20 protein-coding genes, 1 other RNA gene and 1 pseudogene are annotated in these 23221 nt (G+C 55.5%); 9 read left to right on the forward strand and 13 right to left on the reverse strand.

Annotated features, from left to right (window positions below):
- Positions 1-32: 32 nt before the first annotated feature.
- Positions 33-935 (reverse strand): DNA-binding transcriptional regulator YhaJ, encoded by a 903-nt coding sequence (gene yhaJ, locus V1572_RS22365; RefSeq protein WP_008503135.1) that lies wholly within the window; start codon positions 933-935, stop codon positions 33-35.
- A 104-nt stretch (positions 936-1039) separates the two neighbouring features.
- Between yhaJ and V1572_RS22370 the strand changes: the two genes are divergently transcribed.
- The gene (locus V1572_RS22370; protein WP_023309295.1) at positions 1040-1741 is read left to right on the forward strand and encodes a pirin family protein; all 702 of its coding nucleotides are present in this window, start codon (positions 1040-1042) and stop codon (positions 1739-1741) included.
- An 83-nt stretch (positions 1742-1824) separates the two neighbouring features.
- Here the strand turns inward: V1572_RS22370 and V1572_RS22375 are convergent, their stop codons facing one another.
- The 11 genes and pseudogenes from V1572_RS22375 to garL form a co-directional block, all read right to left on the reverse strand.
- Positions 1825-2235, reverse strand: coding sequence for a Spy/CpxP family protein refolding chaperone (locus tag V1572_RS22375; protein ID WP_045371418.1), 411 nt, complete (start codon positions 2233-2235; stop codon positions 1825-1827).
- 149 nt (positions 2236-2384) lie between these two features.
- Positions 2385-4679 carry a formate C-acetyltransferase gene (gene pflB, locus V1572_RS22380; protein WP_395299611.1) on the reverse strand — a complete coding sequence of 765 codons (2295 nt, stop codon included), beginning with the start codon at positions 4677-4679 and terminating at the stop codon, positions 2385-2387.
- Between the two features lie 15 nt (positions 4680-4694).
- Entirely contained in the window at positions 4695-5903 is a 1209-nt protein-coding gene (gene tdcD, locus V1572_RS22385; RefSeq protein ID WP_325841959.1) for a propionate kinase, read from the reverse strand.
- A 30-nt stretch (positions 5904-5933) separates the two neighbouring features.
- The gene (gene tdcC / locus V1572_RS22390) at positions 5934-7265 is read right to left on the reverse strand and encodes a threonine/serine transporter TdcC (protein WP_048225053.1); all 1332 of its coding nucleotides are present in this window, start codon (positions 7263-7265) and stop codon (positions 5934-5936) included.
- Positions 7266-7274: 9 nt separating this feature from the next.
- The gene (tdcB, locus tag V1572_RS22395; protein ID WP_023326154.1) at positions 7275-8264 is read right to left on the reverse strand and encodes a bifunctional threonine ammonia-lyase/L-serine ammonia-lyase TdcB; all 990 of its coding nucleotides are present in this window, start codon (positions 8262-8264) and stop codon (positions 7275-7277) included.
- 100 nt (positions 8265-8364) lie between these two features.
- Entirely contained in the window at positions 8365-9285 is a 921-nt protein-coding gene (gene tdcA, locus V1572_RS22400; protein WP_045910073.1) for a transcriptional regulator TdcA, read from the reverse strand.
- A 755-nt stretch (positions 9286-10040) separates the two neighbouring features.
- Entirely contained in the window at positions 10041-10898 is an 858-nt protein-coding gene (gene wcaA, locus V1572_RS22405; RefSeq protein ID WP_395300007.1) for a colanic acid biosynthesis glycosyltransferase WcaA, read from the reverse strand.
- Between the two features lie 54 nt (positions 10899-10952).
- A pseudogene (locus tag V1572_RS22410) lies at positions 10953-11330 on the reverse strand (pentapeptide repeat-containing protein); the annotation flags it as partial.
- Positions 11331-11628: 298 nt separating this feature from the next.
- Positions 11629-12005: RNase P RNA component class A (rnpB, locus tag V1572_RS22415), an RNA gene on the reverse strand.
- Positions 12006-12064: 59 nt separating this feature from the next.
- The gene (garR, locus tag V1572_RS22420; protein ID WP_395299612.1) at positions 12065-12955 is read right to left on the reverse strand and encodes a 2-hydroxy-3-oxopropionate reductase; all 891 of its coding nucleotides are present in this window, start codon (positions 12953-12955) and stop codon (positions 12065-12067) included.
- Positions 12956-12976: 21 nt separating this feature from the next.
- Entirely contained in the window at positions 12977-13747 is a 771-nt protein-coding gene (gene garL / locus V1572_RS22425) for a 2-dehydro-3-deoxyglucarate aldolase (RefSeq protein ID WP_048992584.1), read from the reverse strand.
- Positions 13748-14121: 374 nt separating this feature from the next.
- Between garL and garD the strand changes: the two genes are divergently transcribed.
- Positions 14122-15693: a galactarate dehydratase gene (garD, locus tag V1572_RS22430; protein WP_045415288.1), complete on the forward strand. Its 1572-nt coding sequence runs from the start codon at positions 14122-14124 to the stop codon at positions 15691-15693.
- A gap of 46 nt (positions 15694-15739) precedes the next feature.
- Here garD and V1572_RS22435 read toward each other — a convergent pair whose 3' ends face one another.
- The gene (locus V1572_RS22435) at positions 15740-16543 is read right to left on the reverse strand and encodes a DeoR family transcriptional regulator (RefSeq protein ID WP_045415290.1); all 804 of its coding nucleotides are present in this window, start codon (positions 16541-16543) and stop codon (positions 15740-15742) included.
- Positions 16544-16782: 239 nt separating this feature from the next.
- On the opposite strand from V1572_RS22435, the gene kbaZ reads away from it, so the two are divergent.
- The 7 genes from kbaZ (at position 16783) to V1572_RS22470 (ending at position 23213) form a co-directional block, all read left to right on the forward strand.
- Complete coding sequence (gene kbaZ / locus V1572_RS22440; RefSeq protein ID WP_395299613.1) at positions 16783-18090, forward strand: tagatose-bisphosphate aldolase subunit KbaZ; 1308 nt, start codon at positions 16783-16785, stop codon at positions 18088-18090.
- A gap of 18 nt (positions 18091-18108) precedes the next feature.
- A complete protein-coding gene (agaV, locus tag V1572_RS22445) occupies positions 18109-18582 on the forward strand; it encodes a PTS N-acetylgalactosamine transporter subunit IIB (protein WP_028014524.1) in 474 nt (157 codons plus the stop codon).
- Between the two features lie 10 nt (positions 18583-18592).
- Positions 18593-19372, forward strand: a complete 780-nt coding sequence (gene agaW, locus V1572_RS22450; RefSeq protein ID WP_024906387.1) for a PTS N-acetylgalactosamine transporter subunit IIC — start codon at positions 18593-18595, stop codon at positions 19370-19372.
- Positions 19362-20240, forward strand: a complete 879-nt coding sequence (gene agaE / locus V1572_RS22455) for a PTS N-acetylgalactosamine transporter subunit IID (RefSeq protein WP_024906386.1) — start codon at positions 19362-19364, stop codon at positions 20238-20240. Before agaW ends, agaE begins: the two co-directional genes overlap by 11 nt.
- A gap of 16 nt (positions 20241-20256) precedes the next feature.
- Positions 20257-20691 carry a PTS galactosamine/N-acetylgalactosamine transporter subunit IIA gene (gene agaF / locus V1572_RS22460; protein WP_045355421.1) on the forward strand — a complete coding sequence of 145 codons (435 nt, stop codon included), beginning with the start codon at positions 20257-20259 and terminating at the stop codon, positions 20689-20691.
- Positions 20688-21821 (forward strand): N-acetylglucosamine-6-phosphate deacetylase, encoded by a 1134-nt coding sequence (gene nagA, locus V1572_RS22465; protein ID WP_395299614.1) that lies wholly within the window; start codon positions 20688-20690, stop codon positions 21819-21821. The genes agaF and nagA overlap by 4 nt, the downstream gene beginning before the upstream one ends.
- Positions 21822-22067: 246 nt before the next feature.
- Positions 22068-23213: an SIS domain-containing protein gene (locus tag V1572_RS22470; RefSeq protein WP_395299615.1), complete on the forward strand. Its 1146-nt coding sequence runs from the start codon at positions 22068-22070 to the stop codon at positions 23211-23213.
- Positions 23214-23221 lie beyond the last annotated feature (8 nt).

Consider the following 23221-nt stretch of genomic DNA (forward strand, 5'->3'; position numbering starts at 1 on the left):
CCGGTGGCGCTTCGTTTACCGGGCCTACACGCTTATTTGTTGTGGTGCGCAAACAGCTTTGGAATTTCACGCAGGCACCACGATTTGGCTTCGCCCATGCTGTCGCGACGCCACGCCATAATGATATCCACTTCGCTGGTGTACTCCGGGCTCACGACCCGCAGTCGCCCTTCCGCAATATCTTTTTCCACAAACGGGTACGGCATCGTCGCCACGCCCAGACCGGCCAGCAGCGCCTGCCGTTTGTCTTCCAGTGAGGTCACCGTCAGACGAGGCTGTTTATCCAGCAGCTGCACCGTCAGCACCGGACGCTCGCGCGCGGTATCCGCGACCGCCACGCCGCGATACTTCACGCGTGTGACTTCAGAGAGCGGCTCCGGCTCCTGGTGAATCGGGTGGTTGGGGGCGGCAACGTAGACGTTCATGACGCTGTAGAGCTTGCGCGAGTTGATTTCTGACGATGAGCGGAAGTGCATGTCCGGTGCAATAACGATATCCGCCCTGCCCGTTTCCAGACGCTCCCACGCCCCTGCCAGCACCTCGGTGATGATGGACAGCTGCGTATTGGCCTTCGCCGCCAGGCGATCCACCAGCGGGAACAGCGCTTCGGTCGGGACCAGCGCTTCGGTAACTAACGTCAGATGCGTTTCCCAGCCGCGCGCGAGCGCTTCGGCGTCTGTCGTCAGCTTATCCGCCGCTTCCAGCAGCACGCGGCCGCGCTCCAGCAGCATTCGGCCCACGTTGGTGAATTTTGTTCGATGACCGGAGCGGTCAAAAAGCACCACGTCCAGCTCTTCTTCCAGCTTCTGCATGGTGTAGCTCAGCGCAGACGGAACGCGCCCCAGTTCATCGGCCGCCGCCGCAAAACTGCCGCGCCGGTCAATCGCGTCCATGACGCGAAGCGCCTCAAGCGTCAATGCTCTCTCTTTAGCCATCTCGTTCTCATTCAGGAAATTTGAACATACCAGGCAGAATATCTGGCTAACAATGAAGCGTCCATACCTTTACCATTGTTTTAGTGTAAAGAGAGGTCAAGTTTATGATTACGACAAGAACAGCTAAACAGTGCGGACAAGCCGATTTCGGTTGGCTGCAGGCCCGCTACACCTTTTCCTTTGGACACTACTTTGACCCTAAACTCCTCGGTTACGCTTCACTGCGCGTGTTGAACCAGGAAGTGCTCGCCCCGGGTGCCTCCTTCCAGCCGCGTACGTATCCGAAAGTCGATATCCTGAACCTGATCCTGGAAGGCGAGGCAGAATACCGCGATAGCGAGGGCAATCATGTCCAGGCAAAGGCTGGCGAAGCGTTGTTAATTTCCACGCAGCCGGGCATCAGCTACAGCGAGCATAACCTCAGCAAAGACAAAACGCTGACGCGCATGCAGCTGTGGCTCGACGCCTGCCCTGAGCGGGAAAATCCGCTGGTACAGAAGTTAGATTTAACGGGCGATAAGCAGCAGCTGATTGCATCGCCGGATGGCAGCAAAGGGAGCCTGCAGCTGCGTCAGCAGGTGTGGCTGCATCATATCGAGCTGAAAAAAGGTGAACAGGCAAGCTTCCAGCTTCATGGTCCGCGCGCCTATCTGCAGTCCATTCACGGTACGGTGCATGCGGTGACGCACACGGAAGAGAAAGAAGCCCTCACCTGCGGCGACGGGGCGTTTATTCGTGATGAAGCGAATATCACCCTGGTGGCGGATACGCCACTGCGCGCGCTGCTGATTGATTTGCCGGTTTAGAGAATGTCCTAACCCTCTCCCAATAGGAGAGGGAACCGATCGAGCCACGGCAGAATCATCCGGCGCCGTACACGACGACGAAATCACTCAGCCAGCGCGTTAGCCATATCCGTTCTAATCTGTTTGCGCTGTTCCGGCGTTAACACCTGGCTGACGTCGAAGTAATATTTCACGCGGTAATAGCGGGTCTGCTCTTCAATTTTGCTGAATGCACTAAGCTGGCTTTTCACCGTGCTTTCGTCCCATTTACCCGCCTGGAACATGTCGATCAGCGCGCCGTCCTTCACGCCCGTCATTGGGATCTTGCTGACATTTTGTTCCAGCTGCTTATGCAGATCTTCAATCTTCTTAACCTGCTCGTTGCTGAGCTTCAGGTGCTGAACCAGCGGGTCCTGCGATGGAGACGGAGCAGCCTCAACGTTAGCGGCCTGCGCCGTAAAACTGCACACGGCCAGCGCGGCGGCGGCCAACGCAATACGGGTCATTTTCATCATCTTACTGTCCTTACATTCTGTTATAGGGGAAAGCAGGCGTATTGTTTTTCAAGAGCGGATGAATATGTGTGAGTAATTATATAAACAATTTTGTATGTTTAGCGGGCAAAAAAAAGCCCCCTGCGTTGAGGGGGCATGAGAACTCACATTTAGATAGATTGGGTAAACGTTCGCGAAATCACATCCTGCTGCTGCTCGCGCGTCAGGGCATTAAACCGCACCGCATAGCCCGAGACGCGGATGGTCAGGTTCGGGTAGTTCTCGGGATGCGCAATGGCATCGAGGAGCATCTCCCGGTTCATCACGTTAACGTTCAGGTGCTGCCCGCCCTCTATAGACGCTTCATGATGGAAGTACCCGTCCAGCAGCCCTACCAGGTTGGTTTTGCGCACCAGCTCGTCCTTGCCCAGCGCCTGCGGCACGATGGAGAAGGTGTAAGAGATCCCGTCTTTGGCATAAGTGAACGGCAGCTTGGCGACCGACGTTAACGAGGCCACCGCCCCTTTTCTGTCGCGGCCGTGCATTGGGTTCGCGCCTGGGGCAAACGGCGTGCCGCCGCGTCGTCCGTCCGGCGTGTTCCCGGTTTTCTGCCCGTAAACCACGTTGGAGGTGATGGTCAGGATCGACTGAGTTGGTACCGCGTTGCGATAGGTTGGCAGCGCCTGAATTTTCTTCATAAAGCGCTCCACCAGATCGCAGGCGATGCTGTCCACGCGATCGTCGTTGTTGCCGTACTGCGGATAGTCCCCTTCTATCACGAAATCGACCGCCAGACCGGTATGGTCGCGCACCGGTTTCACCGTGGCGTATTTAATGGCGGACAAGGAGTCCGCCGCTACCGACAGCCCGGCAATGCCGCAGGCCATGGTACGGTAAACGTCCCGGTCGTGTAGCGCCATCAGCGAGGCTTCGTAGCTGTACTTATCATGCATGTAGTGAATGAGATTCAGCGCGCTGATGTACTGCACCGCCAGCCAGTCCATAAAGTGATCGAGGCTCGCCATCACGGTGTCGTAATCCAGCACGTCGTCCAGCAGCGGCTCGGTTTTCGGGCCGACCTGGATCTTCAGCTTCTCGTCCACCCCACCGTTGATCGCGTACAGCAGCGTTTTGGCGAGGTTGGCGCGCGCGCCAAAGAACTGCATCTGCTTGCCGATCACCATCGGGCTGACGCAGCAGGCAATCGCGTAGTCATCACTGTTGAAGTCGGCACGCATCAGGTCGTCGTTTTCATACTGCAGCGACGAGGTGACAATCGACACCTGCGCGGCGTATTTCTTGAACGCGATCGGCAGCTGTTCTGACCAGAGGATCGTCAGGTTCGGCTCCGGCGCGGGTCCCATGGTGTGCAGCGTGTGCAGATAGCGGAAGCTGTTTTTGGTCACCAGCGTGCGGCCGTCCAGCCCCATGCCGCCGATCACTTCCGTGGCCCAGATCGGATCGCCGGAGAAGAGCGTGTCGAATTCCGGCGTGCGCAGGAAGCGCACCATGCGGATCTTCATGATGAAGTGGTCGATCAGCTCCTGCGCCTGCACCTCATTCAGGCGTCCCTCCTGCATGTCGCGTTCGATGTAGATATCGAGGAACGAGGCCGTGCGCCCCAGCGACATGGCTCCGCCGTTCTGGGATTTCACCGCCGCCAGGTAGGCAAAATAGAGCCACTGCACCGCTTCCTGGGCATTCATCGCCGGGCGTGAGATATCAAAGCCATAGTTCGCCGCCATCTGCTGGATCTGCAGCAGCGCGCGCTTGTGCTCCGCAAGCTCTTCGCGCAGGCGGATCGTCGCCTCCAGATCTTCGCCGCGCTCCAGCCTGCCCTGCAGATCGGCGAACTGAAGTTCACGCTCGCGTACCAGATAAGCGATCCCGTACAGCGCCACGCGGCGATAGTCGCCGATGATGCGCCCGCGCCCGTAGCCGTCCGGCAAACCGGTCAGCACGCCGGATTTACGGCAGCGCATCATCTCCGGCGAATAGACGTCAAACACCCCCTGGTTGTGGGTTTTGCGCAGCTCGGTAAAGAGATATTCAAACTGCGGATCCATCTCCCGCCCGTAGGCCTCAAACGAGCTGCGGATCATGTTGATCCCGCCGTACGGATGCAGGGCGCGCTTGAGCGGCTTGTCGGTTTGCAGGCCGACGATCGTCTCCAGATCCTGATCGATGTAGCCCGGCCCGTGGGCCGTAATGGTGGTGGCAATGTTGGTGTCAAAATCCACCGGGGCGTGGGTGGCATTCTCCTGACGAATACCGACCATCACCTTCTGCCACAGCGCCGTCGTTGCTGGCGTCGCCTGCGCGAGGAAAGCTTCATCGCCGTCGTAAGGGGTGTAGTTATGCTGAATAAAATCGCGCACGTTGACGGCGTTTTTCCATTCTTCACCGCGAAACCCGGCCCATGCGTCGCTGTAGGGGGCGACGCCCGTATCGATTGTTACGTTCATGTGATTCTCGCTTTATCAGGCGTAAGCCGCAGCCGGGGTAACCTTCCCAAGACGGAGGGCGTCCAGCGCGATCATTTTTTCTTCGTTGGTAGGGATCACCGCGCAGGCCACGCGGGACGAATCGGTGCTGATGACGCGCTCACCCGCGCTGCCCGGCAGGGCATTTTTGGCGTCGTCGAGGATGACGCCAAACACCTTCAGGCGTTCAGCCACCAGGGCGCGAATCAGCGTTGAGTTTTCGCCGATGCCGCCGGTAAAGACCACCGCATCCAGGCGGTGCAGCGACGCCGCGTGCCCGGCAATGTGTCGCGCAATGCGGTGAACGAAGGTCTGGATCGCAAGCACAGCCCGCTCGTTGCCTTCATGCCAGGCTTTCTCCAGCGCCCGCAGGTCTGAAGAGATGCCGGAGATCCCCAGCAACCCGGACTCTTTGTTGACCACGCGCTCCAGATCCTCAAACGACTGACCGGTCTGCTGAGCAATCCACGCCATCGCGCCAAAATCCACGTCGCCGCAGCGCGTACCCATCATCAGTCCTTCCAGGGGGGTCATCCCCATGGAAGTATCCACGCTTTGGCCGTTGCGCACCGCGCAGATGGACGCCCCGTTGCCAAGATGGGCGATCACCAGGCCGCTGTCATCGGGGGACAGCCCGAGAAGCGAATGTGCCTGCGCGGCCACATAGCGGTGAGAGGTGCCGTGGAAACCGTAGCGGCGCACGCCCAGCGCTTCAAAATAGCGGTACGGCAAACCGTACAGATACGCCTGCGGCGGCAGCGTCTGGTGGAAGCTGGTATCAAATACCGCGACCTGCTGCACGCCTGGGAACAGACGCTCTGCGGCTTCCACGCCGCTCAGGTTGGCGTAGTTATGCAGCGGCGCCAGCGGAGAGACCTGGCGGATCTGCTCAATCACCTCTTCCGTAATCAGGGTCGACTCGCTGAAGAGGTCGCCGCCGTGCGCAATGCGGTGGCCAATTAAGGCCACGCTGCTCATCAGGTCACGCTTCTCCAGCTCCAGGGCGATGGCAGCCAGCGCCCCTTCGTAGTCCTGGTGAGCCAGTCTGGCTGGCTCACCCCCGTTCACGGAAATAAAGGCCTTTTCAGTGTTGATGCCGTCAGCAATGCCCGTCATCAGGGCGTCGCAACTGCTGGCGTCGAGCACCGAAAACTTAACAGAGGACGAACCGCAGTTAATTACCAGTACAACCGGAAACTCAATCATCATGTGACTCCGCTCTTCCTGAGCAATGGTTTAGAACAGTTTGTAAACGATATTCAGAATGGTCAGCAGGCCCACAACCGTGACGAAGATGTTCTCGGGTTTGCCCTTATATTTCGCCATGGCTGGCGCTTTGCGGATGGCGTACATCGGCAGCAGGCACAGCAGAGAGGCGATAATTGGCGCGCCCATGGCTTCGATAAGGTCGAGAATATTCGGGTTGGCGTACGCCACAATCCAGGTGGAGCCCATGATGAAGACCATGCTGATGGTGTTCAGTTTGCCGACAGAGACCTTCTTCTTATCGCCTTTGTAGCCGAACTTGAGGATCAGGCCATTCAGCCCTTCCAGCGTGCCCAGGTAGTGGCCAAAGAAGGATTTGAAAATAGCGACCAGGGCAATAATGGAAGCGCCGTATTCCAGTACCGTCGCAAACGTCGATTTGGTGCCGGACATCGAGGCAAAGTGGTTCGCCAGGTAAGAGAGCACCGGGATGTTCTGCGCTTTGGCATCCGCCATGTTCTGCGGAGAGAGCGTAAACAGGCAGCTAAAGGCGAAGAACATCACCACGGCGACCATCAGCATGCTGGCGCGACCGATGATTTTGGAACATTTCTGCTCGGTGAATGCTTTACCGAACTCCGGCTCGTACTCTTCGCGCTTGGAAACCACAAACGAGGAGACGATAGGCGAGAAGTTAAAGGAGAAGACCATGATGGAGATCCCCAGCCACACCGTGACCAGGATGCCGTCATGGCCGGTGAAGGCGATATCGCTCAGGTTGACCTGGTCGATCACCGCGGAGTTCCAGTAAGGGATCAGCGACAGGGAAATCAGCACCAGACTGGCAATAAACGGGAATACCAGGAAGCTCATCACCTTCACCATCAGGTCCTTACCGAACCAGATAACAAAAGCCATCAGCAGCAGCAGGAACAGCGCCACCACGCCGCGGTTCAGCGCAGGCAGCTGGAGCTGGTTTTCCCAGAAGGTCATGAAGGTGTTAGTAATGGTGACGCCGTAAATCCACAGCAGCGGGCAAATGGCAAAGAAGTAGAGGAACGTGATCACCACCCCGCCGGTTTTACCGAAATGCTCTTCCACCGTTTCGGTGATGTTGCCGGAGACGTTGCTGCCGGACAGGCAGAGGCGCGCCAGCGCGCGGTGGCAGTAAAACGCAATCGGGAACGCGAGAACCAGCATCAGCAGGATAGGGATTAATCCGCCAAAGCCTGCGCGAATGGGGAAGAACAGCACGCCTGCGCCAATGGCGGTACCAAACAGGCCAAGCGTCCAGGTGGTATCAGACTTACGCCAGGAGGACGTTTTTGTCTGGCCAACGATAATGCTTTCTGTGTTGCTCATAGGTCACCTTTATGCGTCAACGAAGCCGGTAATTTGGGAAACACGGGAGAGATCGATATTGCCGCCGGAAATAATGCAGACGGTTTTGCGGCCCTGAATATAGTGGTCCAGTTTGCCGCTTAATAACGCCGCGCAGGCCAGTGCGCCAGCGCCTTCCGTCACTACTTTATTTCGCTGAATAAGGGCAATCATGCTGTTGCGAATATCGTCTTCGCTCACCAGCACAATGTCATCGACCAGTTCACGAACGATTTCGAAGGTTAATTTGCCCGGGCGAGAGACGTCGCAGCCGTCGGCTAACGTGCCGGTGACGCGATGGTTGGTTATTTCTCCTGCCTGCCAGGAGGCTGCCATTCCGTGCACGTTTTCAGACTGTACGCCGATAATATTAATGGTCGGGTTGATGGATTTAATCGCCGTCGCAATCCCGGCAATTAAACCGCCGCCACCGATGGGGACAATGACGTTATCCACGTCGTATAAATCTTCGAGAATTTCCAGGCCGATGGTACCCTGCCCGGCAATCACTTTGGCGTCATCGTAAGGCGGAATAAAAATACGCCCTTCCATCTCGACGATTTCGCTGACTTTGGCGATGGTGTCGTTAAAGTTCTCACCGTGCAGCACCACTTCCGCCGAGTAGTCGCGCGTCGCGGCCACCTTGGATTTTGGTGCGCCCATTGGCATCACCACTTTGCCATCGATGCCGAGCATGGCGCAGGAAAGGGAAACCCCCTGCGCGTGGTTTCCCGCTGAGCAGGCGACCACGCCTTTGCGTTTTTCAGCATCGGTCAGCGAGCTTAATTTATTAAACGCGCCGCGAATTTTGAACGAGCCGGTACGCTGCATGTTCTCAAACTTCAGGAATATTTCGCCCTTACAACGTTCGCTAAGATAATTCGAGCGTGGCATACCGGTTTTATATATCTTGCCTGCCAGGCGTTTTCTGGCATCCTGAATATCTTCAATGGTTACCGGGAGATCGTAAGTAATATGCATAATATCCTCGTTATAATAATTCATTCTTTTCAGGCAAAGTCAGGGTATCAGAGCGTTAATGCGTTAAGCTCTGGGTATTTTTAAAATAGAAATTTATTATTTATCGTCGTCTTTCGACATTCATCGACGAATATTGTTTTGCCAGCTCAACTAATACGGACGCCGATTTTTTAATTCTGTAATTTTTAGACCACACGGCGGCATAACGCGCCACGGGTAATTCATCTTCCACAGGCAGCACAATAAATTGATCCGAACCGAATGGGGCGATCATGTCACGGGGAATCACCGTCAGATAATCGGCATTCAGGACAAGGTTATAAATGGTGACGACCGAATCGGTCTGGACGATGTTTTCGATGCTGATGTGGTTGTCTTGCAGAGTAGTCAGGAGTTCTTTGTAGTAGCCCATATCGGTTTGCGGCATCACCCACTGCTCGTGCGTGAGCGATGCCAGTGTCGTCGGGCCGGTGCACGTTCGCGTTTTGCTGGCGACCAGCACAAACTCGGACTCAAACAGCGGTTCGACGTGGAGATCCTGCAGCAGCATTTCGTCGCTCAGCGTACCGATGGCAAAATCCAGACGACCGTCGCGAATGGCCGGGAGGAAAGAGGAGAGCTGGGCTTCATACATTGAGACGCGCGCTTTCGGGAACACTTCCTTAAATTTTTTGATCATCCCGGACAGGAAGGTAAAGCCGATCAGTGACGGGTAGCCAAAGGAGACATCCATAACAGTGCTGAAGCTCAGGCTGTTGATTTCGCTCACCATGTTTTTCATTTCGCGGGTGATCGACTCTGAGTACGAGAGCAGAACCTGGCCCGCGGCGGTCAGTTTCACGCCGGTGTTTTTGCGCACCATCACTTCCACGCCGAAGTAGGACTCAATATCGCTGATAATTTTGCTGACGGCGGGTTGCGTCAGGCCCAGCTGCCTTGCTGCAGAACCTATGGAGCCACTTTTAATGACTTCCTGAAATACCACGAGGTGCTGTGTTTTCGGTAGAATAATAGTGTTCATAATATTCTGCGCTTATTTCCCTATGACGGGGTGAATTCTACTCAATAATGTTTAAAGGGGTATGTGCTGTTACTCACAATTTGCTTTTCAGCCCTTTTAACTCACCTCTCAAAACCCCATTAAAAACCTTACAAATCAACAAAATAGAAACATAAAAATACGCTACAACGCTGATATTGATCAACAAAAATAGCGGTAATAAATTTATTTTATGGCGATAACCCGGATAAAATTCATCGCTCTTAAAAAATCAATAAAGACGATATTTCAGGCAATTAAAGACCAATAAATAACCGTTATTTGTTTGAAACATTCTTTCAATTTATCAATTTTTTACGGCGTGAATTTTCAGACTTCAGGAAAAGAGTGGAATACGTCACACATTCATGGGAGAAATGTATTTGATTTCAATATGTGCATATCAAACGAGAAAAGATTTGCGATCATTAAGCTAACAATCATAACAAATTATCAATACTGCAGATCGTCGGTTTTTTGGATTTAAATTTTGTGATGTCGATCGTATGCAGATACCGGGGTGGAATTGATAAGGGAAAAACAGTGAAATGTGCTTAATGTCGCAAATATAAGAATTGATGTCGTTTGTGTGGTTGTCGGGTGGCGCAGCGCTTACCCGTTCGTCGTGGTTGTCTGCCGGGGTGATTCCCGGCGACTTATCCAGCCCCTCGTCGCTAAGATTTCCGTATCAATCTACTCATTCTGAACACCGCCACGACTCTTGTCGTTTGTAGGCCTTAGAACTTTTTGTTCCGGAAGCGGGTATACATCATCAGATAGCGTTTCAGATTGCGTAGCGTCATCAATTTCATCAGGGTTTGCGGGCGCATTTTTTTGTTGCGAATGTAGTAAAGAGTGAAGAGCTGATATTTTTTACTCGGTACGTCTAATTTGGCTTTGTGTTTCCGGTAAAAACGTAGATAACCTGAAAATTTTCGTCCTGAGCAGGTGATGCGGACGTCGCCGTGATTGACATAAAGCACCTGGGTGATGTCATCCAGTTTGAAAGGTTCACCGAAGGTTTCTGCAAGCCGATAAAACGCATCATAATCCTGAGCCGCAGGCAAGGCGTCGTCGAACAGGATCTGTTGCATTCTACTGGTTAAGGTCAGAATTTGGTTGCCTATAATATTCCTTTTATCAAACAGGCTTTTTTTATAAGCCGGTTTCGGATATACCTGCAACTCATGAGGGTGATGATATCCGGTACCGTCACAGAGAAAATCATTTGCGTATAAAAAACTATGCAACTGAAGTTGATGTTGACAGGTAAGAAAAGAGGACAGGCGTGTCGGCAGCCATTCATCATCATCGTCCAGACCCGTAATAAGATCACCCCGGGCCATCCGTATAGCCTGATTTCGAACTGCACAAGCGCCAGAGTTAAATTCATTGCGAATATAGGTAATGCGCGGGTCATTTAGTTCAGTGATATACGTCAAGAGCTGGTCAAATGACGATGAGAAATCATCTATGATAATGAGTTCCCAGTGCACATAGTCTTGATTCAGCACCGATTGTATGGCTCTGATCGCCAATGTCTGGCGGTTCCAGGTTGGCATATAGATAGAGATGAGTGGTCGGGATAGTGGCATGTCACTTTCAATTTTCTCATGTTCCGTCAATGGCCCGGCGCGATCGTTAAAGCAGGCATTAGGGATATCGCTTCCAGTAAAATCCACGCAAGTACAATCAGCATGACTAAAAATAGTACCTTCCGTTTTACAGTAGCTAAGATTAGCGCCTGCAAGATTAGCACAGGAGAAATCGGCTCCCCGAAGATCACAAAACGAAATATCGCATCCCGATAAATCAATATTGCGTAAATAGAGCCCCCTGAGATCCATAAACCGCAGGTCTGCACCTGCCAAATCAGGCTGGTATCGGCGATTTTTCAGCATATTTCTATGATATTTAATCAGTTTTTTTCGTTTGTTTTTTTTGTTCATGCTCAACTGAATACCGATGGGTAAATTAGGCGTTGAGTTAAGCGCTCTTATCATCCTGTAGCAATAGCCCCTCTTCATTTTCAGAAATTAATTAGGGGTAAACTGTATTTATTAACGATTCATTTATTTTTCTCATACATTTTAGTAAGCCAGGGTGGTTTGTAGATCAAATTTTGACAGGGAATAACCATGAATCGCAATCCAGAGACATACGAAAAAACCACCTGAAGGTAGTCAGAAATGAAGGCTGTCGCGGTTGCCAGGTTTCAGGATAGTCGGGATGGAACAGCCGTTGGTGTGCCTCGTTTGTATCACAGTCTGTGTCACAGTTTTGCCTTAGAAAGCCTGAGACACACCAACGAATTGTTTTAGAAGAAGTTGAAGCTGACCGATAAGCCGGGTTCTGTCGTGGACAGTCATTCATCTAGGCCAGCAATCGCTCACTGGCTCAAGCAGCCTACCCGGGTTCAGTACGGGCCGTACCATGTGAACCCCTATTTGGCCTTGCTCCGGGTGGAGTTTACCGTGCCACGGACTGTTACCAGCCGCGCGGTGCGCTCTTACCGCACCCTTTCACCCTTACCTGATCCCGCTTGCGCGGGCCATCGGCGGTTTGCTCTCTGTTGCACTGGTCGTGGGTTTCCCCCCCAGGCGTTACCTGGCACCCTGCCCTATGGAGCCCGGACTTTCCTCCCCTCCGCCCGTCTCCCCCGAAAGGGACGACGACGAAGCGGCGACTGTCTGGTCAGCTTCGGCGCGAAGTATAGAGGGTTTGCGCGCCGCTGTCACCCTCAGGTATAGGTAAGGCGTGATTAACGCGCTACTTCCACCTTCGCCAGTTTTTCGTAGTAGCATGCAATTGCGCTGTGATCGGCCGTGCCCAGGCCATCGGCACGCAGCGCCTGCATCATCTCCATGACCGCTGCGGTCAGCGGCAGCTGTGCGCCCACGCCGTGGGAGGTATCCAGCGCGTTGGCCAGATCTTTGATATGCAGGTCGATGCGGAAACCGGGTTTGAAATTGCGATCCATGACCATGGGCGCTTTGGCATCCAGCACGGTACTGCCCGCCAGACCACCGCGAATGGCCTGATAGACCAGGTCCGGATTGACGCCCGCTTTGGTTGCCAGCGTCAGCGCTTCAGACATGGCGGCAATGTTGAGCGCCACAATCACCTGGTTTGCTAGCTTGGTCACGTTACCCGCCCCGATCTCCCCGGTATGTACCACGGAGCCCGCCATGGCTTTCATCAGGTCGTAAAATCTATCGAAAATAGCTTTATCGCCGCCGACCATCACCGACAGCGTGCCGTCGATCGCTTTCGGCTCGCCGCCGCTGACTGGCGCATCCAGCATATCGACGCCCTTTGCTTTTAGCGCCTCGCTGATTTCACGGCTTGCAAGCGGTGCGATAGAGCTCATATCGATCAGCACCAGGCCAGGCTTCGCGCCGTCGATAATGCCGTTTTCACCCAGCGCAACCTCTTTAACATGCGGGGAGTTTGGCAGCATGGTGATGATGACATCGCACTGCTCGGCAATCGCTTTCGCGGTGGTGGCCGTTTCTGCTCCCGCCGCCATCATCTCAGCCACGGCCTGTGGATTATGATCGGATACCACCAGTGAGTAACCCGCTTTGATGAGGTTCTTACTCATTGGTTTACCCATGATCCCCAGGCCAATAAAACCCACTTTCAGCGTCATAATCTGTTTCCTCAATGATGGTTATTTTTTAAAAGCGTCCGCTAATTTCTGCGTAGCCGAGCGGAAAACGCCGAGGTCGCTGCCCACGGCAACAAACGTGGCTCCCCACTCCAGATAGCGGCGTGCGTCAGCCTCAACCGGCGCCAGAATGCCGCACGGTTTACCGTGTGCTTTGGCGCGGGCAAAGATGTGCTGGATCGCGCGCTGCACGTCAGGGTGGCTGGCGTTACCCAGATGGCCAAAGGCGGCAGCCAGATCGCTTGGACCGACGAAGATCCCGTCCACGCCGTTTGTGGCGGCAATCGCGTCGACGTTATCAACGCCCTGCTGGCTCTCGATCTGAACCAGAATGGTGATGTTGCTGTTGGACTGCGCGAAATAGTCCGGGACGGTGCCAAACATATTGGCGCGGTGTGAAACGGAGACGCCGCGGATCCCTTCCGGGGGGTAGCGCGTTGATGCAACGGCCAGTGCCGCTTGTTCTTCCGTCTCCACAAACGGGATCAGGAAGTTGTAGAAACCGATATCCAGCAGACGCTTGATAATCACCGGTTCGTTGGTGGGGACACGCACCACCGGCGCGCTGTGGCTGCCTTTAAGCGCCATCAACTGCGGAATAAAGGTGCTGATATCGTTCGGCGCATGCTCGCCGTCCAGCACCAGCCAGTCGAAACCGGCCAGGCCCAGCACTTCGGTGCTGATGGGATTTGCCAGCGCGGACCAGCAGCCAATCTGAATCTGGTGCGCCGCGAGAGCCGCTTTAAATTTATTCGGGAAGATCGCGTTATTCATCGTATTTACCTTTTTAATTCAGCAGCCTTTTTCAGCATCATTTTATTTATTCAGACACCGCGCCAGCATGATATTTATTATTCTGCCGTATTCTGGCGTGATAAAAACGTCATTCAGTATAAGACGCTATCCGCGACCGCACATTGTTTTAATGCTCAGGTATTACGGTATATTTTGATAAAAATTTTTGCATATGCACAAAGCACTGGGCGCTAATGCACAGAATCAAGGATTACGGGTTCTGAAGCGATCGGGATCACATTTTGCTATTCATTCTGCTGACATGCTTTATTTCTGAAAGCCGCGTATTTATTTCTACCATTAGAAAAATGGCTGAATTTATTATCAGACTTTTTGCTGGAGAATACTGAACAATGGCCGACATTGAAATTCGACAGGCACCGCCGACAGCGTTTTATATAAAAGTGCACGACGCCGATAACGTGGCGATTATCGTCAACGACAATGGCTTAAAAGCGGGAACCCGCTTTCCGGACGGGCTGGAACTGATTGAGCATGTTCCGCAGGGACATAAAGTCGCCCTGGTGGATATCCCTGTTAACAGCGAAATCGTGCGTTACGGTGAAGTCATCGGCTATGCCGTTCGTTCGATACCGCAGGGAAGCTGGGTGGAGGAGTCGCTGGTGGCGCTGCCAGAAGCGCCGCCGCTGAATACGCTTCCGCTGGCAACCCGCGTGCCGGAACCGCTTCCCCCACTGGAAGGCTATACCTTTGAAGGCTATCGCAATGCGGACGGCAGCGTCGGCACCAAAAATCTGCTCGGCATTACCACCAGCGTGCACTGCGTGGCGGGCGTAGTGGATTACGTGGTGAAAATCATCGAACGCGATCTGCTGCCAAAATACCCGAACGTCGACGGCGTGGTGGGCCTGAACCACCTCTACGGCTGCGGCGTGGCGATTAACGCCCCTGCTGCCGTGGTGCCTATCCGGACCATCCACAATATCGCCCTGAACCCGAACTTTGGCGGCGAGGTGATGGTCATTGGCCTCGGCTGTGAAAAATTGCAGCCAGAACGTTTACTTCAGGGGACCGAGGATGTCAAAGCCATCCCGGCAGACGAGGCCAGCATCGTGCGCCTGCAGGACGAACGCCACGTCGGTTTCCGCTCAATGGTCGACGATATTTTACAGGTAGCAGAACGCCATCTGGACAAGCTCAACCGCCGCCAGCGAGAAACGTGCCCGGCCTCTGAGCTGGTTGTGGGTACCCAGTGCGGCGGCAGCGATGCCTTCTCCGGCGTGACGGCCAACCCGGCGGTGGGCTTTGCATCCGATCTACTTGTTCGCTGCGGCGCCACGGTAATGTTCTCCGAGGTGACCGAAGTGCGAGACGCCATCCATCTGCTGACGCCGCGCGCGGTTAATGAAGAGGTCGGCAAGCGCCTGCTTGAGGAGATGGCCTGGTACGATAACTATCTCGATATGGGCAAAACCGACCGCAGCGCCAATCCCTCCCCCGGGAACAAGAAAGGCGGCCTGGCAAACGTGGTGGAAAAAGCCCTCGGCTCTATTGCCAAATCCGGGCAGAGCGCCATTGCAGAGGTGCTCTCTCCGGGCCAGCGCCCGACGAAACGCGGACTGATCTACGCGGCAACGCCGGCCAGCGATTTTGTGTGCGGCACGCAGCAGGTCGCATCCGGCATTACGGTGCAGGTCTTCACCACCGGGCGCGGCACGCCGTACGGTCTGATGGCGGTACCGGTGATCAAAATGGCGACCCGCACCGCGCTGGCGAACCGCTGGTATGACTTAATGGATATCAACGCGGGAACCATCGCCACCGGAGAAGAGAGCATTGAGGACGTGGGCTGGAAGCTGTTCCACTTCATTCTGGATGTCGCCAGCGGTCGGAAGAAAACCTTTTCGGATCAGTGGGGATTACACAACCAGCTGGCGGTGTTTAACCCGGCACCGGTGACGTGACTTCCCCTCACTCTACCCTCTCCCCCAGGGAGAGGGTAAAAAAAATTTAAACCAACACCACCTCAATCCCGCTTTTCCGTAATCCTTCCAGACTCTCCGCCGGAATACCTTCATCGACAATAATCATATCAATCCTTTGCGTATCAATGATTTTATGCAGGCTTGAGCGATTAAATTTGCTGGAGTCAGTGACAACGATAATACGCTCCGCCACCTCGCACATTTTGCGATTCAGACGGGCTTCGTCTTCGTTATGCGTACTCACGCCCCGATCGAGATCGATGGCATCGACGCCCAGGAACAGCAGGTCAAAATGGTAATTCTGTAGCGACTGCTCGGCCTGGTCACCGTAGAAGGATTGCGACTGACGACGCAAATGCCCGCCGGTCATCAGCAACTCCACCCCATCAGCTTCCAGCAGCGCATTCGCCACGTTCATGCCGTTAGTCATCGCAATCACGTCCGTGTGCTGGCGCAGCATGCGGGCGATTTCAAACGTCGTGGTACCCGAATCCAGAATGATGCGGTGCCCGGGTTTGACCAGCGCGGCAGCGGCCTGAGCAATGCTGCGCTTAACCGCCGTATTCAGCGAGCTTTTATCTTCCACGGAAGGCTCAGCGCCCGGCACATTACCTTCGCAAATCAGTGCCCCGCCGTAGGCGCGAACGGCAATGCCCTGCTTCTCAAGAAAGGCGAGGTCATTGCGGATCGTCACCGTCGAAACGCCGTACAGATGAGACAGATCGTTAACCTGCACGCTTCCCTGCGCCCGCAACCGCTGAATGATCTGTTCTCGCCTTTCACTGGTGCCGGTGATGCGCTTTTCTGCGGATGAATCGGTGCTGCTCATACGAGCTCCTTAATCAATATTCTTTCGTTTCATTTCGTTTTGCCTATTAAGGCCTTTCCTTTACGGGAATGCAAGCCCTGTATGGTGACGATACGCAAGCTGGCATCGCGCTGAAACCTTTCATTATGTTTCTTTTGTGAAACAGATCGGAAAACTATTATCTTTCGTTTTATTTTTATATCACCATGATGCAGGATTAAATGAAACAAAACGAAAGATAAATATCATTGCCATCCGAAATGGAGAGGAAAGTGAAACATCTGACAGAAATGGTGGAACACCATAAACGGGGGAATTCAAACGGGATCTATGCCGTCTGCTCCGCGCATCCGCTGGTACTGGAAGCGGCAATTCGTTATGCGCATTCGCATCGATCCCCGCTGCTGATCGAGGCCACCTCCAACCAGGTGGATCAATTTGGCGGCTATACCGGCATGACGCCCGCTGATTTTCACGGGTTTGTCTGCAAGCTTGCCGAGTCGCTCGGTTTCCCAACGTCACAGCTGATCCTCGGCGGCGATCATTTAGGCCCCAACCGCTGGCAAAATCTTCCTGCGGAACAGGCGATGGCCAACGCCGACGATCTGATCAAAAGCTATGTTTCTGCCGGGTTCAAAAAGATCCACCTCGACTGCAGCATGTCCTGTGAGGACGATCCGGTTCCCCTGACCGATGCGATCGTCGCCGGACGCGCCGCACGCCTGGCGAAGATTGCCGAAGCGACCTGTCGCGAGCAGTTTGGTGTAGCCGATCTGGTCTACGTTATCGGCACGGAAGTACCGGTTCCCGGAGGCGCGCACGACACGCTCACCGAACTTGAAGTCACCACGCCGGATGCGGCCCGCGCCACGCTTGAAGCGCACCGTCATGCATTCGAAAAGGAAGGCTTAACCGACATCTGGCCGCGCATTATTGGTCTGGTCGTCCAGCCCGGCGTGGAGTTCGACCATGCGCACGTCTGCGACTATCAGCCGCAGAAAGCCGTCGCCCTGAGCAAAATGGTTGAAGCCTACGACACGCTTGTGTTTGAAGCCCACTCCACCGACTACCAGACGCCGCATGCGCTGCGAAAACTGGTCAACGATCACTTTGCGATTCTGAAGGTTGGCCCTGCCCTGACCTTCGCCCTGCGCGAAGCGCTCTTCGCGCTGGCCGCCATCGAAGAGGAACTGCTGCCAGCGAAAGCCGTTTCTGGCCTGCGTCACGTGCTGGAAAACGTCATGCTCGATCGCCCGGAATACTGGCAAAGCCATTACCACGGTGACGGCAACGCGCGTCGCCTGGCCCGCGGCTACAGCTACTCTGACCGCGTGCGCTATTACTGGCCGGACAGCCAGATTGACGACGCTTTTGAACGGCTGGTGCGCAACCTGGCAGACGAGCCCATTCCGCTGCCGCTGATCAGCCAGTACCTGCCGCTGCAGTACGGCAAAGTTCGCGAGGGCGCTCTCAAGTCAACGCCACGGGAACTCATCATCGACCACATTCAGGACATACTCCAGCAGTACCACGCCGCCTGCGAAGGCGTAACAACGCAAAACGCATAATAAAAAGAGGAAAGCGCTATGCCAAACATTGTCTTATGCCGCATTGATGAACGCCTGATCCACGGTCAGGTGGGCGTGCAGTGGGTGGGGTTTGCGGGGGCAAACCTGGTACTCGTCGCCAACGATGAGGTGGCTGACGATCCGGTTCAACAGAACCTGATGGAGATGGTGCTCGCGGAAGGGATCGCCGTGCGCTTCTGGTCACTGCAAAAAGTGATCGACAACATTCACCGCGCCGCTGACCGCCAGAAAATCCTGCTGGTCTGCAAATCACCCGCTGATTTTCTGAAGCTGGTTGAGGGCGGCGTGCCCATCACCCGTATCAACGTAGGAAACATGCACTACGCCAGTGGCAAACAACAAATTGCCAAAACGGTCTCTGTCGACGCGAACGACATCGCCGCGTTCAACGGCCTGAAAGCGGCCGGGGTGGAATGCTTCGTTCAGGGCGTTCCAACAGAAACTGCTTTGGATCTCTTTAAACTGCTCTGAGGGATTCATAATGGAAATCAGTCTGTTGCAGGCGCTGGGGTTGGGAATACTCGCCTTTATCGCCGGTCTGGATATGTTTAACGGGTTAACACACATGCACCGCCCGGTGGTGCTCGGGCCGCTGGTCGGCCTGATTCTGGGCGACCTGCATACCGGTATTTTGACCGGCGGCACGTTAGAGCTGGTCTGGATGGGGCTAGCCCCGCTCGCCGGTGCCCAGCCGCCGAACGTCATTATCGGCACCATTGTGGGTACCGCATTTGCCATCAGCACCGGGGTGAAGCCAGAAGTTGCCGTGGGCGTCGCCGTCCCGTTTGCCGTCGCGGTACAGATGGGAATTACGTTCCTCTTCTCGGTGATGTCCGGCGTGATGTCACGCTGCGATCGCATGGCGGCCAATGCAGATACTCACGGTATTGAACGGGTGAACTATCTTGCGCTGCTGGCGCTCGGCATCTTCTATTTTCTGTGCGCCTTCCTGCCGATCTACTTCGGTGCGGAACATGCGAAAACCGCCATTGATGTTCTGCCGGCACGGTTGATTGACGGCCTCGGCGTCGCGGGCGGCATCATGCCTGCCATCGGCTTCGCCGTGCTGCTGAAGATCATGATGAAAAACGTCTACATCCCTTACTTCATTATCGGTTTTGTCGCCGCCGCCTGGCTCAAGCTTCCGGTGCTGGCGATTGCGGCCGCCGCGCTGGCCATGGCGCTGATCGACCTGATGCGTAAATCACCTGAACCGACGGCTCCTGCGGCCCAGAAAGAGGAATTCGAAGATGGCATCTAATCAAACAACGTTACCGGGCGTGTCTGAATCCGAAGAGACGCTGCTGACCGGCGTCAACGAAAACGTCTACGAAGACCAGAGCATCGGTGCCGAACTGACGAAAAAAGATATTAACCGCGTGGCCTGGCGTTCAATGCTGCTGCAGGCCTCGTTTAACTATGAACGTATGCAGGCCTCCGGTTGGCTGTACGGGCTGCTGCCCGCGCTGAAAAAGATCCACACCAACAAGCGAGACCTGGCGCGGGCGATGAAAGGCCATATGGGCTTCTTTAACACCCACCCGTTCCTGGTGACCTTTGTTATCGGCATCATTCTGGCGATGGAGCGCTCCAAGCAGGATGTGAACAGCATCCAGAGCACCAAAATTGCCGTCGGCGCGCCGCTCGGCGGTATCGGCGACGCCATGTTCTGGCTAACCCTGCTGCCCATCTGCGGCGGTATCGGCGCCAGCCTGGCGCTGCAAGGGTCGATTCTGGGGGCCGTGGTCTTTATCGTGCTCTTTAACGTGGTGCACCTCGGCCTGCGTTTTGGTCTGGCGCACTACGCATACCGGATGGGCGTGGCGGCCATTCCGCTGATCAAAGCCAACACCAAAAAGGTCGGTCACGCGGCGTCTATCGTCGGGATGACGGTGATTGGCGCGCTGGTGGCAACCTATGTCCGACTCAATACGACGCTTGAAATCAAGGCGGGTGATGCCGTCGTCAAACTGCAGGCCGACGTTATCGACAAGCTGATGCCCGCGTTTCTGCCGCTGGTCTACACCCTGACCATGTTCTGGCTGGTGCGCCGCGGCTGGAGCCCGCTGCGGCTGATCGGTATCACCGTGCTGCTGGGCGTTGTCGGTAAATTCTGTCACTTCCTGTAAAAGCAAAGAGGTTGCGATGTTAGGCATTATTTTGACGGGTCACGGCGGTTTTGCCAGCGGGCTTGAGCAGGCGATGAAGCAGATCCTCGGCGAACAGCCGCAGTTTATCGCCATCGATTTTCCTGAAACGTCCACCACCGCGCGGCTGACCGCTCAGCTTGAGCAGGCGGTGAGTGAACTCGATGCAGAGCACGATATTGTGTTTCTCACCGATTTGCTCGGCGGCACACCGTTTCGCGTAGCATCGACGCTCGCCATGCAACGGCCGGGGAGCGAAGTGATCACCGGGACCAACCTGCAGCTGCTGCTGGAGATGGTGCTGGAGCGCGACGGATTAAGCAGTGAAGCGTTTCGTCTGCAGGCGCTGGAGTGCGGGCACCGCGGCCTGACGAGCCTCGTAGACGAACTGGGACGTTGTCGCGAGGAAGCCCCTGCCGAGGAAGGGATATGAGGCAGCTGCTGCGCGCGAGGCGGGTGCTTACCGAACAGGGCTGGCTGGATGACCACCAGCTACGCATTGAAAACGGCGTGATTGCGGCTATTGAGCCTGTCCCGGCGGGCGTGACGTCGCGCGATGCGGAACTGCTCTGCCCGGCGTATATCGATACGCACGTCCACGGCGGCGCGGGCGTGGACGTGATGGATGATGCGCCTGACGTGCTGGATATTCTCGCGATGCATAAAGCGCGCGAAGGCGTGGGCGCCTTTTTACCCACCACCGTTACCGCGCCGCTGGAGGCTATCCACGGCGCGCTCGCGCGAATCGCCCGTCGCTGTCAGTCGGGCGGCCCCGGCGCGCAGATCCTGGGCAGCTACCTGGAAGGACCGTACTTTACGCCGCAGAACAAAGGGGCGCATCCGCCTGACCTGTTCCGGGAACTGGATATCGCCGAGCTGGACAGCCTGATTGACGTTTCACTGAGCACGTTACGGGTGGTGGCGCTGGCGCCGGAAAAACCTGGCGCGTTGCTGGCGATTCGCCATCTCAAACAGCGCGGAATACGCGTGATGCTGGGCCACAGCGCCGCTACGTTCGATCAAACCCTCGCCGCGTTTGACGCGGGTGCCGATGGGCTGGTGCACTGCTATAACGGCATGACGGGACTGCACCACAGGGAACCCGGCATGGTCGGCGCAGGGCTGACGGACAAACGGGCGTGGCTGGAGCTGATTGCCGACGGCCACCATGTCCATCCGGGAGCCATGCGGTTATGCCGTTGCTGTGCAAAAGAACGCCTGGTGCTGATCACCGATGCCATGCAGGCAGCCGGTATGCCGGACGGTCGGTATACGCTCTGTGGTGAAGCGGTCACGATGCAAAACGGCGTGGTTCGAACCGGCTCCGGCGGGCTGGCCGGGAGCACGCTCTCGCTGGATGCCGCTGTACGCAATATGGTGGAACATACAGGTATCACTGCCGAAGACGCCATTCATATGGCCTCGCTGCATCCCGCCCGCCTGCTGGGCATGGATAGTCAACTCGGTTCGTTAGCGCCGGGTAAACGCGCGAATCTCAACGCGCTGAACGGGGGTTTCCACCTCCAGCAGATCTGGATTCAGGGCCAGGCTCTCCCCCTTTAGCCCTTTCATTGTGTCTCCTTTTGGCTTTACGGCCTGAAACCGTAAGGCCTTTCTTTTCCTTTCCTTTAATCTGCCTCTTCCTTTCATGATCACACTTTTCGTTTTATTTCTTTTCTTTCATTGAAGTTTCGATTTCTTTTCTATAGATTTTATTTAACTGCTAAAGTGAACAAGTGAAACGAAACGAAAGATAGCGACACGATTGCCAGCGTCTGATGTGGAATTCACACGACTAAGGATTGAGTTATGCCACAAACTACCACCGCCGCAACCGGCACCTGGACCGAGGAAGAGATCCGCCAGCAGCCTGCCAGCTGGATCCGCTCGCTCAACAATATCGATAGCCTGCGTTCTTCGATCGACAGCTTCCTGACGCCGCTGCTGCGCAAGCACGATCTGCGGATCGTCCTGACCGGCGCGGGCACGTCCGCGTTTATCGGCGATATCATTGCGCCATGGCTTGCGAGCCACACCGGGAAAACTATCTCCGCCGTCCCGACCACTGACCTGGTCACAAACCCGATGGATTACTTCAGCCCTGCGCATCCGCTGCTGCTGGTTTCGTTTGCCCGATCCGGCAACAGTCCGGAAAGCGTCGCAGCCGTTGAGCTGGCCAATCAGTTCGTACCGGAGTGCTACCACCTGTCGATCACCTGCAACGAGGCAGGGAACCTGTACCAGACCGCCGTCGACAGCGATAACGCGTATGCCCTGCTGATGCCTGCCGAAACGCACGATCGCGGGTTCGCGATGACCAGCAGCATCACCACCATGATGGCGAGTTGTCTGGCCGTATTCGCCCCGGAAACGATCAACAGTCAAACCTTCCGCGACGTGGCCGATCGCTGTCAGGCGATCCTCTCCTCGCTCGGCGATTTCAGCCACGGCGTCTTTGGCAGCGAACCGTGGAAACGCGTCGTGTATCTGGGAAGCGGTGGTCTGCAGGGCGCGGCACGCGAATCGGCGCTGAAGGTGCTGGAGCTGACGGCGGGCAAGCTGGCGGCATTCTACGACTCCCCCACCGGTTTCCGTCACGGGCCGAAGTCGCTGGTGGATAACGAAACGCTGGTGGTGGTGTTCATCTCCAGCCATCCGTATACGCGCCAGTACGATCTGGATCTGCTGGCCGAGCTGCGCCGCGATCGCCAGGCCCTGCACGTCGTCGCCATCGCCGCTGAAAACGATCCGGCCATTGAAGCGGGGCCGCATATTCTCCTGCCGCCTTCCCGTCCGTTTAGCGATATGGAACAGGCGTTCTGCTTCCTGATGTATGCGCAGGTCTTTGCCCTTACCCAGTCGCTCAGCGTAGGCAATACGCCCGATACGCCATCCGCCAGCGGGACGGTCAACCGCGTGGTGCAGGGCGTTGTTATTCATCCGTGGCAGGCTTAAGAGGAACT

Origin of the sequence: Enterobacter quasiroggenkampii (genome assembly GCF_043972695.1) — a bacterium.
Taxonomy (GTDB): Bacteria; Pseudomonadota; Gammaproteobacteria; order Enterobacterales; family Enterobacteriaceae; genus Enterobacter; species Enterobacter quasiroggenkampii.